This is a genomic window from Methylobacterium sp. 1A (assembly GCF_058072805.1).
Map to the genome: position 1 here is coordinate 2631896 of NZ_JBYQVE010000001.1, position 13696 is coordinate 2645591.

At 68.2% G+C, this 13696-nt stretch carries 12 protein-coding genes; 9 read left to right on the forward strand and 3 right to left on the reverse strand.

The annotated features are described in order from the left end of the window. Positions 1 to 10 precede the first annotated feature (10 nt). The 3 genes from ACX9MN_RS12945 to ACX9MN_RS12955 all read left to right on the forward strand — a co-directional run bounded on the left by ACX9MN_RS12945 (position 11) and on the right by ACX9MN_RS12955 (position 3535). The gene (locus tag ACX9MN_RS12945; RefSeq protein ID WP_427509044.1) at positions 11 to 997 is read left to right on the forward strand and encodes an NAD(P)H-binding protein; all 987 of its coding nucleotides are present in this window, start codon (positions 11 to 13) and stop codon (positions 995 to 997) included. 314 nt (positions 998 to 1311) lie between these two features. Continuing rightward, positions 1312 to 1935, forward strand: a complete 624-nt coding sequence (locus ACX9MN_RS12950) for a glutathione S-transferase family protein (RefSeq protein WP_091676605.1) — start codon at positions 1312 to 1314, stop codon at positions 1933 to 1935. A gap of 589 nt (positions 1936 to 2524) precedes the next feature. Beyond that, the gene (locus ACX9MN_RS12955) at positions 2525 to 3535 is read left to right on the forward strand and encodes a glycosyltransferase (protein ID WP_447683490.1); all 1011 of its coding nucleotides are present in this window, start codon (positions 2525 to 2527) and stop codon (positions 3533 to 3535) included. Between the two features lie 323 nt (positions 3536 to 3858). Here the strand turns inward: ACX9MN_RS12955 and gcvA are convergent, their stop codons facing one another. Beyond that, positions 3859 to 4749 (reverse strand): transcriptional regulator GcvA, encoded by an 891-nt coding sequence (gcvA, locus tag ACX9MN_RS12960; RefSeq protein ID WP_489724646.1) that lies wholly within the window; start codon positions 4747 to 4749, stop codon positions 3859 to 3861. Positions 4750 to 4844: 95 nt separating this feature from the next. Between gcvA and ACX9MN_RS12965 the strand changes: the two genes are divergently transcribed. After that, entirely contained in the window at positions 4845 to 5801 is a 957-nt protein-coding gene (locus ACX9MN_RS12965; RefSeq protein ID WP_489724647.1) for a zinc-dependent alcohol dehydrogenase family protein, read from the forward strand. Between the two features lie 408 nt (positions 5802 to 6209). On the opposite strand, the gene ACX9MN_RS12970 is transcribed toward ACX9MN_RS12965, so the two are convergent. Continuing rightward, positions 6210 to 6374, reverse strand: a complete 165-nt coding sequence (locus ACX9MN_RS12970; protein ID WP_165923078.1) for a hypothetical protein — start codon at positions 6372 to 6374, stop codon at positions 6210 to 6212. Between the two features lie 258 nt (positions 6375 to 6632). Here ACX9MN_RS12970 and ACX9MN_RS12975 point away from each other — a divergent pair, with 258 nt between their 5' ends. The 4 genes from ACX9MN_RS12975 to ACX9MN_RS12990 all read left to right on the forward strand — a co-directional run bounded on the left by ACX9MN_RS12975 (position 6633) and on the right by ACX9MN_RS12990 (position 11845). Further along, entirely contained in the window at positions 6633 to 7760 is a 1128-nt protein-coding gene (locus ACX9MN_RS12975; protein ID WP_056527789.1) for a Gfo/Idh/MocA family protein, read from the forward strand. A gap of 2 nt (positions 7761 to 7762) precedes the next feature. After that, positions 7763 to 8845 carry a Gfo/Idh/MocA family protein gene (locus ACX9MN_RS12980; RefSeq protein ID WP_489724648.1) on the forward strand — a complete coding sequence of 361 codons (1083 nt, stop codon included), beginning with the start codon at positions 7763 to 7765 and terminating at the stop codon, positions 8843 to 8845. A 794-nt stretch (positions 8846 to 9639) separates the two neighbouring features. Next, positions 9640 to 10071 carry a helix-turn-helix domain-containing protein gene (locus tag ACX9MN_RS12985; protein WP_056527784.1) on the forward strand — a complete coding sequence of 144 codons (432 nt, stop codon included), beginning with the start codon at positions 9640 to 9642 and terminating at the stop codon, positions 10069 to 10071. A gap of 166 nt (positions 10072 to 10237) precedes the next feature. Next, on the forward strand, positions 10238 to 11845 hold the full coding sequence (locus ACX9MN_RS12990; RefSeq protein WP_447714957.1) for a putative bifunctional diguanylate cyclase/phosphodiesterase: 1608 nt from the start codon (positions 10238 to 10240) through the stop codon (positions 11843 to 11845). A 37-nt stretch (positions 11846 to 11882) separates the two neighbouring features. Here the strand turns inward: ACX9MN_RS12990 and ACX9MN_RS12995 are convergent, their stop codons facing one another. Next, the gene (locus ACX9MN_RS12995) at positions 11883 to 12785 is read right to left on the reverse strand and encodes an MBL fold metallo-hydrolase (RefSeq protein WP_489724649.1); all 903 of its coding nucleotides are present in this window, start codon (positions 12783 to 12785) and stop codon (positions 11883 to 11885) included. 243 nt (positions 12786 to 13028) lie between these two features. Between ACX9MN_RS12995 and ACX9MN_RS13000 the strand changes: the two genes are divergently transcribed. Further along, the gene (locus ACX9MN_RS13000) at positions 13029 to 13694 is read left to right on the forward strand and encodes an SCO family protein (RefSeq protein WP_489724650.1); all 666 of its coding nucleotides are present in this window, start codon (positions 13029 to 13031) and stop codon (positions 13692 to 13694) included. The last annotated feature ends 2 nt before the right edge of the window (positions 13695 to 13696 follow it).

Below are 13696 nucleotides of genomic sequence, written 5' to 3' on the forward strand. Positions count from 1 at the left end.
TGAAGCGATCATGAAAGCGGATCGACCGGACGGTGTGAGGCCGCGCCGTGTCCTCTTCCTGGGAGCGACCGGCACAATCGGCCGGGCAACGGTTCGGGCACTGGTCTCGCGCGGCCACGAGGTCGTCTGCCTCGTCAGGCGCCCTGCCGAAACCGCAATCCCGTCAGGCGCTACCGCGCGCATCGTGGATCTGACCGACACGGTGTCGCTGGCGCGCGACGGTGTCCGCGGCGAACGCTTCGACGCCATGGTGTCGTGCCTCGCCTCGCGCACGGGGCTGCCCGACGATGCCTGGGCGATCGATTACGGCGCGCAGGTCGAGGCCTTGCACGCGGGCCGCACAGCCGGCGTCACGCATGTCGTGCTTCTGTCGGCGATCTGCGTCCAGAAGCCGATCCTCGCTTTTCAGCACGCCAAGCGCGCCTTCGAGGCAGAGCTGATCGCATCGGGGCTCGACTACACGATCGTTCGGCCCACCGCCTTCTTCAAATCGCTCTCGGGACAGATCGAACGCGTGAAACGCGGCAAGCCATTTCTGGTGTTCGGGGACGGGACCTTGACGGCCTGCAAGCCGATCAGCGACGACGACCTTGGCCGCTATCTCGCGGACTGCCTCGACGATGGGGACCGCCGCAATCGCGTTCTGCCGATCGGCGGCCCGGGCGAGGCGATCACGCCGCGCGCGCAGGGCGAGCGGCTCTTCGCCCTTCTGGGGCGCGAACCGCGCTTCACGCACATTCCGGTCGTGCTGCTGGACGCGATCGTCGCCGTTCTGACGACGATGGGCCGATGGGTGCCGGCCCTGGCCGCCAAGGCCGAACTCGCGCGGATCGGGCGCTACTACGCGACGGAGTCCATGCTCGTCCTGGACCCGGCGACCGGGCGATACGATGCCCAGGCCACTCCGTCGACGGGATCGGAGACGCTCTTCGACTACTATGCGCGCGTGGTCCGTGGCGAGGCGGTCGCCGAGCGCGGCGACCACGCGGTGTTCTGACGACGCGCGACAGGAGGTGTCGGCTTTTCCTGCAGTTTCACTCCGGAGCAGACCGGCATCTTTCGGCCAGCTTCTGCCGCCGCGCATGGCTCTCCCCAACGTCTCAGATGAATGGTTCCCTGCCCGACCGCATCTGGATTGTGGACGCATCGAAGCGGGCGTAGCCGTGGACATCGCTCGAGATCCTCTCGAGGTCGCTCGCTGCATCCGCTTTGCGCACTTGAGACAAGGGCGGTTAACTCCGCGGGTGGAAGATGCAACCACGCCCTCTGTGGTCGTCTCTTCATCATTCCAGCGTTGACTAACCCGCTCCCATGATCCGCATTCTCGGCAAGGCCAGTTCGATCAATGTTCGCAAGGTGCTTTGGACCTGTGCCGAGATCGGATTGGATTACGATCGCCAGGACTACGGCAGCGGCTTCCAAGCAACGGATACCCCGGAATTTCTGGCTCGCAACCCGAACGGCCTCGTGCCCGTGATTGAAGACGCGGCAGGGGCCTTGTGGGAGTCAAATACGATCTGCCGCTACCTCGCTGCGAGCGCCGCTCGGACGGATCTGCTCCCTGCTGACCCGCGTGGACGCGCTCTGGTTGAACAATGGATGGACTGGCAAGCGACCGAGTTGAACGCGTCTTGGCGGGCGGCTTTCCTCGGCCTCGTTCGTCGTGATCCGGCCTACGCCGATCCAGACCGGATAGTGGCGGGGGTCGAGGCCTGGAACGCGAATATGGGGATCCTTGACCACCATCTCTCCTCAACCGGAGCTTATGTGGCCGGAGGAGCCTTCACGTTGGCGGATGTCGTTCTCGGCCTGTCCGTAAACCGTTGGCGCATGACGCCAATGGAGCGCCCGAGCTATCCCGCCGTCTCGGCCTATCATGATCGCCTTCTCGCTCGATCCGGCTACCGAGACCACGGGGCGAATGGGATTCCTTAGTGGGATGCCAACCGCGCCTTCAATCCGAGGTTGCTGGACGATCGATAAGTGGCGGCTTTCGGCAGGCAACGACCGCTCTCCGAACGCCTGGGTTGGGTAGCTTGCGAATCGGCAACGTGGCGTGGATTCCCGCCGGTCAGCTTCGGCGACGCAGATCTGTCGGAGCGCACGCCGTCATCCGGCCGCGTCGATATCCCTTCCGGCCCCCGGCGGGTACAGGTCAATGATCGGAACGTGCAGAACAGGAACTTCATTAGCGCTCTTGCTTTTTGTAGCGAAGGCTATAGACAGTACCGACGACTAAGATGATAAATCAACAGCCTCCGCGTCGGCGCAAAGCGCCACTCTCGAGTTTAAGAAAGACGTTCTTGGTCGGCATCTTACCGGGAGAAGGGAGCAGAATATCTGCTTCGGGCGCCACAGCTCCGTTCATTTATTTGCATCCAAATCCGTTCGATTAAGACTGTGGCCCCAAATGAATACGCGCTCACCCGATAGCAAGAACTCGAGAGGCCACCCGTGACCGAGAGATGGTCTGATTGTTGCTCCGACCGCAGAAGATAGCAATCCGTTTCGTCAGGACATCATCATGCGATATGAACATGGTGTTTCTGTTGTTCTTGCCACGCATAACGGATCGAGATTTATCCGCGAACAGCTTGAAACTCTCGTTGGGCAAACAGTACATCCTCTTGAGATCATCGTTTCCGACGATGCATCGACGGATAACACGCTAGAAATTGTCCGAAATTTCTCTTGCGGCAGCGCAATCGAGTTCAAAATCCATGAGAACGTGCCCGCGCTCGGCTTTCGAAGCAATTTCTTGAGAGCCGCTCGGTTGGCGCGTGGAAAATTCGTCGCCTTCTGCGATCAGGACGATATCTGGGACACGAAGAAGATTGAGTTTTGCTCGCCCTATCTGGACGATCGCAGCGTCTCGATGATCGCCCATACGGCCATCACTATCGACTCCAGCAATCGCGAGCTTGGCGTCTTTCGGCAAGGCATTCATCGTACCGGACTCAGAAAACCGCTCACCTACGATCCGTGGCTGACGTTCTTCGGATTTTCGATCGTCTTTCGACGGGAACTCTTGGATCTGTGGGATGTCGATGACCGTTTTATCGATTTCATTGTCCCCAGCGAGATGATCGCTCATGACCGGTGGGTAATGTTTCTGGCGCAAGTCGTCGGTCAGACCGTCGAGATCGATGTACCCCTGGTCCGCTATCGGCAGCACGCCCATAATCTGTTCGGACACGGTGAGCGCGAGCGGAGCGCGGGTCGGAGGACGGTAGCTGGGGGCTTGGATCCCTACAGGGAAGCCACGACCGCCATGATCGATATCGTCGAGCGGCTTCCGGAAGCGACGGCTGAGCATTTTCCACTCTTCGATCGGGCAAGGGCGGCCGCTTTCTTTCGCAGCGCGCTTGACCAGCTCGAGAAGCGCGAAGCGATCTATCGAACTGAGACGCGCCTGGAGGCACTCCAGGGCCTGTCGGCACGTGTCGCCGGCGGAACCTATCGGGCGGTTCACAACGGCCGTCCACGATGGCGATCGATCGCGAAAGATCTCAGATTCGCACTCCTTCGTCGTTGACCGCCTTGGCGGGCTTGCAACAGGTCCCGTCGAACGTCTGCATCCACGCCTTTACGACACAGCATCGCCTGTCCTTCTGACTTAAGCTTCGGTTTTACCGGACGCTGGGCTTAGGCTTGCTACGCCGTCGAGATTTACCGGCGATCGGCGAAAACTTAGCTCCATGACGAGCACTGCGATCGAGCAGGGAGTTTCGGCCAACGCTTCGGACGGTCGCCACCTCATGGTCGAGATGCCGGGTCCCGCCCCGAACAAAGATTGCCGAACCGCCGACGGATGGCCGCTCGCGAACCGTCATACAGACCTCGCCACATGGTCCTGCGTCACCGGATGGCTGCGTTGCGCAGCCAGTCGATCAGCACCCCGACGCGTCCCGCCTGGGCCGGATGTCGCGGGTGGACGACCCAGTAGGGGTGCGCGTCGAGGACGGGCCCGAAGGGCTGAACCAGCGTGCCGCTCGCCAGGTCGTCGGCGGTCAGTACGACCGAGACCAGCGCTATGCCCTGACCGGCGATCGTGGCCTGGATGACGTGACCTTCGTCGCTGAAGCGGATGCCCGCACCGCCATCGACATCGGTGATCCCGGCCTTCCGCAGCCAGGCCGGCCAGGTCGGCGTCTCGTCGGTCAGGTCGGGCCACTCGAAGTGCAGCAGGGGGTGGCGGGCCAGATCGCTCTCGGATCGAATGGCGAGACGCGGGCTGCAAGCGGGTGCGACCCGGTCGACCACCAGCCTGTGCGCGTCGAGGCCGGGATAGGGACCGGGCCCGTATCGGACGGCGACGTCCACGCCGTCGCGGGCGAAGTCGACCAGGTTGTCGGACGCGTGCAGTCGCAGATCGCAACCGGGATGCGCGGCCCGGAAGTCGGCGAGCCGGGGCACGAGCCACTTCGCCACGAAGGCGGTCGGGGCCGAGAGCGTGAGAACGCCGGCCGCGTGCCGGCCGCGGATCTCATCGATGGCTCGGGCGAACGCGTCGAAACCGTCGCGCAGCACGGGCAGCAGAACGGTGCCCTCGGCGGTCAGCCGGACCCGGCGCGTCTCGCGGTGGAAGAGACGCAGCCCCAGGGTCTGCTCGAGAAGCCGGATCTGATGACTGATGGCGGTCGCCGTGACACCCAGCTCGTCGGCGGCAGCGCGGAAGGTCAGGCGGCGCCCGGCCGCCTCGAAGGCCCGGAGCGCCGCGAGGGGGGGAAGCGATCTCCGCATCGTCATGGCTGAACGTAGCTCATCGACCCCGTGAGGAGAACGCGTTCGTCATCCCGCAGCCCGGCTGACACAAGGTTGGCCGGTCAGGACGGGAGGCTCTCTTGAAGGCGATGGTGTTGACGAAGTTCGGCGGGCCGGACAGCTTCGAGCTCCGGGAGCTGCCGGACCCTCGGCCGGGACCCCGGCAGGTCCGCGTGGCCGTGCATGCCACGTCGATCAACCCGCTCGACTGCCAGATCCGCCGCGGCGACTACACCGATCAGGTCGCGCTGCCGGCCATCATCGGGCACGACGTGTCCGGCGTCGTCGACCAGGTTGGATCCGACGTGACCGAGTTCCGCGCGGGGGATGAGGTCTATTACACGCCGCGGATCTTCGACGGTCCGGGATCGTACGCCGAGTACCACGTGGCGGAAGCCGGCATCGTCGCGCGCAAGCCGGCCAACCTCACCCATTCCGAGGCCGCGAGCGTGAGCCTCGTCGGCGTGACCGTCTGGGAAGGGCTGGTCGAGCGGGCCCGATTGCAGGTCACAGAGACCGTCCTCGTCCACGGCGGTGCCGGGGGCGTCGGGGCGATCGCCGTCCAGGTCGCGAAGGCCATCGGGGCACGGGTCCTGGCGACGGCGCGCGGCAGCGACGTGGCGCGCGTCGAGCGGCTCGGCGCCTCCGCCGTCATCGATTTCGAGCGCGAGGACTATGTGGACGCCGTCGATCGCCTGACCGAGGGCAGGGGCGTCGACGTCGTCCTGGACACGATCGGCCGCGACACGCTCGCGCGCTCCCCGCGCATCCTCCGCGAGGACGGGCGCGTCGTCACCCTGGTCGACACCGCGATGCCTCAGAACCTCATCGACGCTTGGGGCCGGAACGCCACCTACCACTTCGTCTTCTCGCGCCAGGACGGCCGCAAGCTCGACGCCGTGACGCGCCTCCTCGAGCGCGGCCTCGTGGTGCCGCGAGTCGGCCTGGAGTTTCCCCTCGACGAGGTCGCCAGCGCCCACGCGCGCTCCGAGGAGGGTCGGCTCGGAGGCAAGATCGTGCTCCGGGTGAGATCGTGAGGCGGCCGGACCTCGATCGCTGTCCCTGACCTGACACCGGCAGCGTCCGGCGCCGCGAAGGGAAGCGGCTCACCTGAGATCGAACCCGCGGAAACGGTGATGTCGCACCGTGGCAAGCCCGACCGGTCGGCGGGTCGAGCGGCACCCGGAGGCACGCGATCCTGCCGTCGACGACCTCGGTTACGTCCGTTCCGGTGACCGCGACCGGCCCGATCCCGACCCGCCTTCCATCGAAGGGATCTCAGGTGGTGGTGCCCGACGGCTACGTCGACCGGGGTGAACCGGTTGAGGGTCAGGGATCCTCGCGCGACCTGGGCACGACGGATCTTCCCGGCGGGAACCCGACCCGACCGCGAACTTAAAGATCTGAGACGCCGGATACTCGGCCGGTGCCGGTCGAATGCCGACCTACGCGCGCCCGAAGTGACGGAGCACGAGGGGCTCGGTCCGGGTAAGCTTGAGGCCGCGCGGCTGCGAGCGGCCGCTCCGGCCGGCGACGACGGCCAGGCCGACGAGGCCGACCGATCCGGTCAAAGCCACGGCCACACACCACCAGAAGGCGACATCGAGCATGGCTGTCCACGGGGCTCCGGTTGCACCGGAACTGTCGGACCGTACGGTAAACGGAGCGTTAAACGCGCGTTCGACCGAATAGCGTCGGCGCCTGCGGCCCGAGCGCCGTGTACTGCCGAGACATGGGCGCCGAATTCGGGCGCCGGAGAGCGTCGCTGAGCTCTCGGCGCGCCGATCCTACGCCCAATTGATGAAGGCGCGGAACGGAGCGCTGCCGCTACGACCCGAATCCGGTGCGGATGACCTTCAGGGACAGAGATGCAGATCGGGATCGTCGGCTGCGGTTACGTCGCCGACTTCTACATGACGACCCTCGTGAACCACCCCGAACTGCGCCTCGCCGGCGTCTACGACCGGGACCCGGAGCGGCGCGCCGTATTCTGCCGTCACTACAACGCCCGCGCCTTCGACAGCCTCGAGGCCCTGCTCGCCGAGCCGGAGATCGGCCTCATCCTGAATCTGACCAATCCGCACAGTCACTACGTCGTGACCAAGGCCGCCCTGGAGGCCGGCAAGCACGTCTACTCCGAGAAGCCGCTCGCCATGGAGTACGCCCAGGCCGAAGCGCTGGTGGAACTCGCCGAGGCGAAGGGCCTCTCGCTGAGCGGCGCGCCCGCGAGCATCCTGGGCGAGGCGGGCGCGACCGTGCGGGAGGCCGTCGCGTCCGGCCAGGTCGGGTCGGTCCGGCTCGTCTACGCCGAGTTGGAGGACGGGCCGGTGTTCCGGGAGCCGGTGCATGAATGGCGGAGCGTGACCGGCGCCCCCTGGCCGGCCGAGGACGAGTACCGGGTCGGCTGCACCCTGGAGCACGCCGGCTACTACCTGACCTGGATGAGCCTGATGTTCGGCCCGGTCGAGCGCATGACTGCCTTCGCGTCGCGCCTGTACCCGGACAAGGGCACCGGCCAGCCCCCGGACTCGGTCGCCAACGACTTCTCGACAGCGTGCCTGGAGTTCCGATCCGGCGTCGTCGCGCGGATCACCTGCGGCCTCGTCGCGCCGCAGGACCGATCCCTGCACATCATCGGCGACCGGGGCGTCCTGACCGTGACCGATTCGTGGGCCAGCCAGGGCCCGGTCTATCTCCGTTCGCCGAGCGGCGAGGCGCCCGGGCGGCTCGGCCGGCTGCTGCACCGGATCCAGCGCTACCTGCCCGGGCGGATCTTCCTCGGTCGGAAGCTGCCGACTCCCCGCTTCGGCGGCAAGCTGCCCAGCTACCCGTCGCAGATGGATTTCGCCCGCGGACCCGCGGCCCAGGCCGCGGCGATCCGGGCGGGCGTTCCGGCGCCGCTCCCGGCGCGGTTCGTGCTGCACATCACCGAGATCGCGCTCGCCATGCAGAATGCCGGCGGCGGCGCCGTGATCCAGCTGAGATCCAGGTTCTAGCCATGGCACAGACCGTCTCGTGGGGCGTCCTCGGCACCGGGATCATCGCCCAGCGCTTCGTCAGCGACCTTCTCGGGCGGCCGGACGCGCGCCTCACCGCCGTCGGGGCGCGGAGCATGGGGAGCGCCCAGGCCTTCGCCGCGGCCTTCCCCCAGGCGTCCGGCGCGCCGGCCGCCGTCGCCGGCGTCGAGGCCCTGGCCGCGCGGCCGGATATCGACGTCGTCTACATCGCCACGCCCAACAGCGACCACATGGACAGCGCGCTGGCCTGCATCGAGGCCGGCAAGTCGGTCCTGATCGAGAAGCCGATCGCGCTCTCGGGCGGGCAGGCGCGGCGCATCGCGGAGGCGGCGCGGCGGAAGGGCGTCTTCTGCATGGAGGCGATGTGGATGCGCTTCACGCCCGGCGTCGTGCGGGCCAAGGCGATGCTGGAGGCGGGCGAGATCGGCGATCCCCTGCATCTCGACGCCCGCCTGTTCTTCCCCCGCGCGCCGGACCCGCCCGGACGGACGGACGATCCGGCCGAAGGCGGGGTGATCCTCGATCTCGGGGTCTACCCCGTGTCGCTGGCGCTCCACCTGTTCGGCGCACCCACCGAGGTCTCGGGCGTCGGCCTCGATCGGGGCGGTGCGGCGGCGCAGCAGGCCGCGCTCGCGCTCGGCTGGAACGCCAGGACCGCGACCCTGAGCTGCGGCTCGACCGGAGAAGCCGACAACGCCGCCGTGATCGTCGGCACGCGCGGCCGCATCCACCTGCACCGGCAGTTCCTGTGCCCGCCCTTCCTCACGCGCGTGCGCACCGCGGCCGCGCCGGCGCCCGCCGACCGTGCCCCGCCGCGCCGCCAGGCCGTCGGCCGGCTGGCCTTCGCGAAACGCCTCCTGCAGCCGCTGGACTTCCGCCGCGTCGCGCTGATCCCGACGCCGTACCTCGGGTTCGGGCTGCGGCATCAGATCGACGAGGTGCATCGCTGCCTGCGCGCCGGCGCCCGCGAGAGCCCGATCATGCCGCTCGCGGACAGCATCCGCACCCTCGACATCCTCGATCGCGTCCGCGCCCGGCCGCAGCCGCTGGAGGCCGTCGCCTAGGAGGGGCGTCCGGACCGGGCGCCCGTCCCGAGCGGATGATCCGTCCGGGCAGGTCGCGGCGCCGTTCCCGGCGGTCGAGGTCAGGTCGTCTTCGTCGCCTTGGCGGGAGGCAGCCTGCGCAGAATCCGCGCGATATGCGCGCGCAGGGCCGACGTCTCGGATCCCGGCCCGGCCTGCCCGGCGGGTTCGGCTGGCTCCTGGAGGGTGACGAGAAGGTCGGTCATCGACGAGGGCGCTGTGATGGGAGACCGACTCTACCGTCGAGCCTGGCCGGTGAATACATCATTTCATAGATTTTCTCGACCGGGACTTAAAGTGTTTAGGCCGGCGATAGACGCGGCCCGATGTCGGAGACAGGGGTGTGTGTCCCGCCGGCCGCGACATTCGCGCCGGTGAATTGCATCGCCGATGTCTTGATGGAGACCCGCGGCCGCAGTCCCATCACAATGCCGGCCGCATCACATATCCGTCACCGTCCGCCACGACGATCGGAGGCCTCGGTACTTTACCACCCCTTCGACCGATCTCCGATGTATCGTCGCGCACGGCGACTGAGAGGCTGCCGTAGCCGGCGAAGACAGGCGCAGGAGGGAAACCGTCTGTGCGCTGCGTGACGGATACAGTTGACCATTGCGGTTTCACCGTCCCTGGGCGTACAACCAACAGCCAAGCCATGCGTCCAGTGCAACTAGGAATTGCGCAACTTATTGGTGCGCTAAGCAGTTTTCGGTTGTGTTTTTCTCCGCGACTCTGGGTAAGTGCCACTCATCCAGCATGCTGAAGGTTTCCGTTCGATGTCGTCCTCCCCGAAGCCCAAGTCCGCCACCGAGACTGATCGCTCGATCGGCGGCCGCATCGCGGCGCTCCGCGTGGCACAGGGCCTGAGCCAGACCGATCTCGGTCAGGCCATCGGCGTCAGCTTCCAGCAGGTTCAGAAGTACGAGAAGGGGCGCAACCGCATCGGCGCAGGGCGTCTTCAGGCCATCGCTGACCTGCTGAGGGTGCCGGTGGACACGTTCTTCGCGGATCCGCGGGACAACGGCGGCGGACGCGTCGGACCCGCGGCCCTGTTCGAGGATCCGAAGGTCATGGAACTCGTCCTGGCCTTCACTAGCATCACCGACGAGACGACCCGCGGCGGGATCCTGTCGATCGTCAAGGCCGCCGCCACCCTTCAGGAGAGCCGCGCGGCCGCGCAGCGTCCGGACGCCGTCGACGAGGCGTGACGGCGCGGCCCTGTCCATCTCTTCCCGCGACGGGACATACCGGCGCCCCCGAGCCGCGCGCAGCGTGGCGGCGCGATTTAATCCAAATTAAACCAAGACAAAGACCCGTAAAGATGTAGAGAAGCTGCCGCGTCCGGAGCTGATCTACAGCGCGTGAGCGGACGGCATGCTTCGCTCTGACGTTGGAAACCGGGTCCTGACCATGCCGATCGAGACGTCGAGAGCCTGGGGCCGCGGCGAGCTGTACGAGACCCTGTGCCTCCTCGTGATCGGCGTCGGGATCTGGTTCGTCGGCGTCACGCTCGGGACCTTCGCGTATCTGAACAGCGTCGTCGCCACCTACAACCTCACGGATCTGCTGCTGCTCGCCGCCTGCATGGGCGTGGCGCAGTGGGGCGCCAGCATCCGCAAATCGATCATCCTCCGGCGGCTCATGCTCGAGCGCGCCGCCGCCGCCGCGCAGGCCGAGGCGATCGCCCGGCACGACGGGCTGACCGGTCTGGCGAACCGTCGCCGCTTCATCGACGCCGTGGAGCGGGCGCACGCGCCGGGCGCCGCGGACGCGGCGGTGCTCCTCATCGACCTCGACCGGTTCAAGCCGGTCAACGACCTCTACGGCCACGCGGCCGGGAACGCGGTCCTGTGCGCCGTGGCCGAGCGTCTCCAGCAGCTCGTGCCGTCGGGCGGCCTGGCGGCCCGTCTGGGCGGCGACGAGTTCGCCATGCTGGTCCCGCTCCGCTACGAGAGCGAGGCGCTGCGGCGCCTCGCCCAGGCGGTCATCGCGCGCATCGCCGAGCCGGTGACGTGGAACCAGAACGACCTGAAGGTCGGGGCCACGGTCGGCGTCGCCGCGGTGTCGGCCGAGCACGGGGACGCCGACGCGATCCTGCACGCGGCCGACCTCGCCATGTACCAGGGCAAGAAGGACGGGCGCGGCAATGTCCGCTTCTTCCGCAGCGCCATGGACGCGGAGCTGCGCGCTCGCGCCCGCATGGAGACGGAACTTCGCCTCGCCATCGAGACGGGCGCGATCGAGCCCTTCTACCAGCCGGTGGTGTCGCTCCCCGAGAAGGAGATCGTCGGGGTCGAGGTCCTGGCGCGCTGGCGCCACCCGACGCGCGGGGTGGTGGGCCCGAGCGAGTTCATCCCGGTGGCCGAGGAAACCGGGATGATCGCGGATCTCAGCTACAGCCTGATCCGCCGCGCCTGCCTGGATGCCCGGGCCTGGCCGCCGCACCTGATCCTCGCGGTGAACATCGCCCCGCAGCAGTTCCAGGACGCGTGGCTCGCCCAGCGCATCCTCGGGATCCTGACCGAGACCGGCTTCCCGCCGCAGCGCCTGGAGGTCGAGATCACCGAGAGCGCCCTGATCCAGGACCTGGAGGCGACCCGGACGACCCTGCTGTCGCTGCGCGAACTCGGCGTGCGCATCGCGCTGGACGATTTCGGAACCGGCTATTCCAGCCTGTACCACCTGCGCGAACTGAAGTTCGACAAGCTGAAGATCGACCGCAGCTACGTCGACGCCATCACGATGAGCGACGAGCGGGCGAAGCTCGTCGACGCCATCATCAAGCTCGGGGCGAGCCTCGGCCTCTCCACCACCGCCGAGGGGATCGAGACCGACGCCAGCCTCGACTGGCTCTCCGAACAGGGCTGCCATTTCGGCCAGGGCTACCTGTTCGGCCACGCCATGCCGAAGGCCGAGATGGACGGCGTGCTCGCCGCCGCGCGATCCCCGGCCCCGTTCCAGGATCTCGCGCGGGCCTCGTGAGGCGCGGGATTCCGCCCGCGCGGCCGCATCGCGCCGGTCAGCGCGGCGCCCTGTAGGCGGAGCCGTCGGCGGCTTCGAGCGGGTGATCCGCGAACCGGCCCGTCTCCGGCACCGCGACCCGGTCGAAGTCCGCCGCCAGGGCGTCGAGGGCGCGGCGCATCTCTGCTCCCTGGAGCGGCCGGCCGTGTCCGGTGATGACCCGCTCCGGGGCGAGCGCGGCGAGCGCCCGCACCGACGCACGCGCCGCCGGCCAGTCGATCGTCAGGTACATCGGCGGCCCGTGCAGCTCCGGCGCCTGCGTCGCGACCGCGTAGGCGGATTCCTGCGCCGTGGTGATGAAGGCGTCGCCCGCGATCAGCGTCCGGTCGGATTCGCGCCAGAGCGAGACGTGGCCCGGCGCGTGGCCGGGCGTGTGGATCCAGCGCCAGCCGGGCAGGGGCGGCACCGAACCGTCCTCCGGCAGGAGGCGGAGCCGCCCGGAGACGTCGACCGGGCTCGTCGGGAACAGCGGCGACAGGCGGCCGAGGAGTCCGCCGCCGACGCTCGGATCCGGCGTCGGGTAGGCGGCGCTGCCGTCGAGATAGGGCCGCTCCAGGGCGTGCGCGTAGACCGGGACGTCCCAGTCCTTCGCGAGGTCCTCCAGGACGCCGACATGGTCGAAATGGCCGTGGGTCAGGACGATCGCGGCCGGCCGGGCGCCTTCGCCGAAGCGGGCCCGGGCCGCGGCCTCGATCCCGCGCTTCGCGCCCATCACGCCGGCGTCGATCAGGACCCAACCCCGGTCGCCCGCGCCGGGGGGCCCCACGAACACGACGTTGACCAGGACGTGGCGCTGATAGGCGACGTCATCGGCGATGGCGTGGGTGGCGTCGTCCCGCTCGGCGTCGCGGCGGGGATCGTCGACCCGGGCCTGCGGGTCGACGGGGATCTGCTGGGCCATCTGGGGCGGCTCCCGTGCGCGGTCGCGGAGGGGACGGTCTGGCCCGCGGCCCGAGTGTCCCGGCGCCGGATGGCGCGAGCGCCCGTACCCTGGCCAACCGGCCTCTCCCGGGCGTGTTCCTGACGTCGTCGCCTCTCCAGGTCCGGCCCCGCACGGGAGGCCGCGGCCTCACGCCTGTCGACACGGACCCCATATTGGCGGCATCGATACCGGCCACCCCGACGCGCCGTCGCAGGTCACAGCATGGCACCGAGCCCTCTCGCCCTCATCGCCTCCGTCGCCCTCGTCGCCGTGATCGCTACCGGCACCGGGGCGATCGTCCTCCAGCAGGGATCGCGGTTCAGCCATTCCCGGAAGGTCGGCGGCCCGTTCACGATGGCGGATCTCGACGGCCGCCCGGTGACCCAGGCCGATCTCCGCGGCAAGCCGTCCGTCCTGTTCTTCGGCTTCACCCACTGCCCGGATGTCTGCCCGACCACGCTCGCGAGCCTGGCGTCGGCCCTCGGCCGGATGGGCCGCGACGCGGACCGCCTCAACGTCGTCTTCGTCACCCTCGACCCGGAGCGGGACACGCCCGACACCCTGCGGGCGTACCTGGCCTCGTTCGACCCGCGGATCCGCGGCTTCGTCGGCACGCCGCAGCAGGTCGCCCGCATGGCCGATGCCTACCACGTCGCCTACAAGCGCGTGCCGACCAAGGACGGCGACTACACGATGGAGCATTCCGCCACCGTGGCGCTGTTCGACAGGACCGGCCGCATGGTCGGCGAGATCGGCTACGGCGAGGACGAGGCCAACACCTTCGCGAAGCTGATCACCCTGGCGCTGCCGGGGCAGTGCCCGCCGGGGGGCGGCGCCAACCTCTGGACGACCGACGGCAGCACCGGCAACTGCGGTCCGCGGAGCTGAGC

What these genes read in the sequence shown, in the direction of transcription:
- ACX9MN_RS12945 (WP_427509044.1), top strand. Translation starts at nt 11, where the DNA reads ATGAAAGCGGATCGACCGGACGGTGTGAGGCCGCGCCGTGTCCTCTTC.
- ACX9MN_RS12950 (WP_091676605.1), top strand. Translation starts at nt 1,312, where the DNA reads ATGATCCGCATTCTCGGCAAGGCCAGTTCGATCAATGTTCGCAAGGTG.
- ACX9MN_RS12955 (WP_447683490.1), top strand. Translation starts at nt 2,525, where the DNA reads ATGCGATATGAACATGGTGTTTCTGTTGTTCTTGCCACGCATAACGGA.
- gcvA (WP_489724646.1), bottom strand. Translation starts at nt 4,749, where the DNA reads ATGACGATGCGGAGATCGCTTCCCCCCCTCGCGGCGCTCCGGGCCTTC.
- ACX9MN_RS12970 (WP_165923078.1), bottom strand. Translation starts at nt 6,374, where the DNA reads ATGCTCGATGTCGCCTTCTGGTGGTGTGTGGCCGTGGCTTTGACCGGA.
- ACX9MN_RS12975 (WP_056527789.1), top strand. Translation starts at nt 6,633, where the DNA reads ATGCAGATCGGGATCGTCGGCTGCGGTTACGTCGCCGACTTCTACATG.
- ACX9MN_RS12980 (WP_489724648.1), top strand. Translation starts at nt 7,763, where the DNA reads ATGGCACAGACCGTCTCGTGGGGCGTCCTCGGCACCGGGATCATCGCC.
- ACX9MN_RS12985 (WP_056527784.1), top strand. Translation starts at nt 9,640, where the DNA reads ATGTCGTCCTCCCCGAAGCCCAAGTCCGCCACCGAGACTGATCGCTCG.
- ACX9MN_RS12990 (WP_447714957.1), top strand. Translation starts at nt 10,238, where the DNA reads ATGCTTCGCTCTGACGTTGGAAACCGGGTCCTGACCATGCCGATCGAG.
- ACX9MN_RS12995 (WP_489724649.1), bottom strand. Translation starts at nt 12,785, where the DNA reads ATGGCCCAGCAGATCCCCGTCGACCCGCAGGCCCGGGTCGACGATCCC.
- ACX9MN_RS13000 (WP_489724650.1), top strand. Translation starts at nt 13,029, where the DNA reads ATGGCACCGAGCCCTCTCGCCCTCATCGCCTCCGTCGCCCTCGTCGCC.